The following is a 3,578-nucleotide window of genomic DNA, read 5'->3' on the forward strand; positions in this document are numbered from 1 at the left end:
CTCTTTCCTTGACTGCTGCTTTTTGAAGGAAACTAAGTGTTTTCAAGTGAGAATACGGTAAGGGTGCCTTTTGTAGAGTCGTTAAGCTTCAAGTCCCACTTAGAGGGGCTTTGTTTTCATTCTTAGTCATTCACATTCATGCTCAATTCATATAGAGACGAAGTCAGGTTTTTATTAAAATGTTTGATAATAAAATATCAAGTAGAATCATATTACAGAACGAACGGTAGGTACTATAATAATAAAAAAACTAACACTAATGTCGCTCCAGCAAATAGTTCGTTCGTCCCGTTGCCCATCCTCAATTTTCAGCAAAGGTGTCTTTACAAATTTCAGCCTGTCGGTATAATAAATTTTTTAAAGTCAAGATTTGAATGTAGGTAAAGTAATTATACAAAAAACTTTTTATAGTTACAATCTTTAAGTTATTTTTTTTTTCAGAGTCATGGTTTGTTTAGCCGATTATATTTGGCGACGCGCACTGCCCATATTTAACAGAACATATATTATACAAACATAATGCTCTACTTACATGAGAAATGCATTGGAAATAAAACTTGCTTCTCCTTCGCAAACGGTTGTTTAGAAAGTATTAAGTCCTAATCCAGACGGGCCTCTTAGCTTCAGTCTTTTGAGTTTGTCCATTACGAGTGTTGCGTGGGTCACTGAGTCGATAAATGACCCGAACAATTCTAGTGTGGTCTTAGACATGGAAAAGGTCTTACATTACTTTATTAAAGACAACTTTGACAATGAACGAATGAATGACAACAAACGAATTAGTTAGAATTGGAATAAAGATGGATTAAATTAGTTTCATTTAGTCTATTATTTGGCGACTGACTATGGAGCGATTAATATTATGATGAATTGGATGATTGGTGTGTTAAAATGCATGAATCAACAATATTTTCTGTTAGGTTAGGTAACAAAACAAAAACCAGGAATCATTACTGATACTTACAATGACGCGCATACGAATTATCACCGAACTCAGTGCCAGAATTTTCCACTACAAATGCGTTTTAATTTCTCATCTTAGTGCTAGCGTCCCAATGCCTATAAATTGCTGGATATAAAGGTACTTTGTTTGGTAGCTCACTGGAATTTAAATTCAAGTCAAAATTTGGTACCTATACATTTTCCTAAAATATCTCAACATGCATCCGTAGTACAGTCGGTGTTGGAAACTGTATGCCACTAGCCGTATAAAAAATTAAGGGATCGATCCCTACAGACTTTACAGAAGAGTTCAAAATGCACCAGTGTTCAAGTGAGGAGAAATAGCTGTTGGACCGAGGAGAGGACAGTGGCATCGCCATTCAAGAAATTAGAGATACCAAATTGCACGCTCTTCGACTATGTCTGGCAAAATTTGGAGAAATGGCCACAAAGAACTATGGCGGTAAGTTTATATAATACGAGATTTCCGCCCAGCGGTTTCACCCGCTGCCACTCATTTTCCCGCGGTAATGGTTGTTTTCCCGAGGTAAAAATGGTTTATGTGTTATTCCGGGTTATACTCTACCTGTGTTCAAAATTTTATCCAAATCGGTCAAGCCGTTTGAGCTTGAAGAGGTAACAAACATACATACATACACACACAAACTCTCAGATTTATAATATTAGTACGGATTTTTAATGCACAAAAATACACAGAAAAAATATATATAAATTTTGTCGCAAAGGCGAGTTTATCTTTTAAGAAGAGATCTCTTTCAGCCAACCTATGTCTTGTGAGAGAATTTAAACTTTTGGGACGAATAGGCAATACGAAATGAATTAAACAAAACAAATGAATAACTCTGTAAAATATTATAACATGCATAAAATAATACATATAAACCTATATGAATAGATAAACAAACTTACATAAATACTATAAAACAACATAAATATTTCAAGGTTGTTGAGCAATTAAAGTGCTCTTTTACTGGCTTTTTAAATACAGAAATAGAGTCTAGTTCCTTTTTTGAAATTTTAAAAAAAATAACTGTCTCCAAATACTGATGTGGAGCAAGTTCTTTCGTTCGGCGATTGTAAAATGAAATTCTTGATGTCCGATATGGTGAACGTTATCTATTTCGTTACTTCCTCCCGTTTGAATGTGACTTGCTGAGAGCAAGCATAAATTATATCTGGTTGTTTCCAAATATATCACATACCTACCTAGTTTTCCTACAAAGCACAATAATACAAAAAGTAAAGTCTGTCATAATTTGTATGCTAGAAAACATTTTAAAGATTCAGATATTTTAATTCTTGTATAACTATACATATAAGGCTAGGTTGGGTAAGTAGGTAACACACTTTCTCTTTACTGCTTATTGTGAGAGCAATCTTTGTTTACGTCACTAATTTAAAGTCAATTTAAAAAACCAATATTTGTGAATCCGTCGAAAAAGTCTACCGGAAATACAATAAAAGAAGTACACCAGAAATAAATGAGAAATTTTACATAAATTTTTTTAGGAAAATATCTTTATTGTTACCAACTTTAAGTAATTAAACCAGGATCCAAAGAAAATATTACTGGAACCTAAATAATAAAAATATCTGCGTGGCGTAAATGTCCCTTCTTAGCGGCCGTTTACGCTCTGCCTACCCCGCATGGGATTATAGGCGTTATATGTGTATGTATGTATGTATTAGAAGCGCATAATAATATGTTACAATTATAATATAAACAATATACCTAATTATGTTTCAATGGTCGAAAGTAAAGTGTCTCCACTTTATTCTCTATGAAACGCTGTAAACCATTTTGGGTAGATATTTTTGAGAAAATATAAAAGTTTTGTTATTATTATTCACCTTTGCTGCCATTTATTATGTGGGATTCCTTTTTTTTACACGACTGCCCCACCAAAAAGAAGTGTGATGTTTTTAGAGTTCATGTATGTATGTATATGTGAGATTCTTTAAAGGACTGTAACTCGTTAACCTCTGAACAGACTGAGAAGAATCCTTACGTTATCCTGAGTGTCATAGGCTAGGTTTTATCTCAAAAAACAGTCGTGTTGTTATTTTTTTTATTGAATAAACTTGTTTTAAATATACACAAGTTACACACACAAGGATACAACGGACTAGGATTGCTCTTACAGTAGCTGTCATATTCTGCTCTTCCGTATCAAATAAAGATTCTATAAGTACCTCATTTTCCTATTTTCAGGTTTGCGCTTCAACCGGCCGAGGCTACACATACGAACAGGCCTTCAAACTAGCCAGCACGTTCGCAGCCAACCTTCGCTTGAAGTTCAAGATCAGAGATGGCGACACCGTCTCTGTGATGCTGCCAAACATCCCCGACTATCCTCTCATCACTATGGGGATTCTGGAAGCAGGCGGGGTTATATCTACCTTGAATCCCGTATATACGGCACGTAAGTTAACTGACGGACTATGTGGCGCAGTGGTAGTGCGACTGCCTGCGACGCAAAGGTTCCGGGTTCGATTCTCGATATTTATAACTTTGTGAATTTGTTCCCGGTCTGGTTAGGACATTGCAGGGTGAACCTACTGATTGTCCGAAAAGAAATGGTTCCGTGCTTCGGAGGGCACGTTAAGCCGTCGGT

The 3,578-nt window shown here is 35.5% G+C and carries 1 protein-coding gene; it reads left to right on the top strand.

Annotation, left to right across the window (positions count from 1 at the left end):
- The first annotated feature begins 3,148 nt into the window (after nucleotides 1-3,148).
- Nucleotides 3,149-3,481, top strand: a complete 333-nt coding sequence (locus ACJ5GX_RS04845) for an AMP-binding protein (protein WP_495292755.1) — start codon at nucleotides 3,149-3,151, stop codon at nucleotides 3,479-3,481.
- Nucleotides 3,482-3,578: the final 97 nt, after the last annotated feature.

This window comes from Wolbachia endosymbiont of Tuta absoluta, assembly GCF_059414725.1.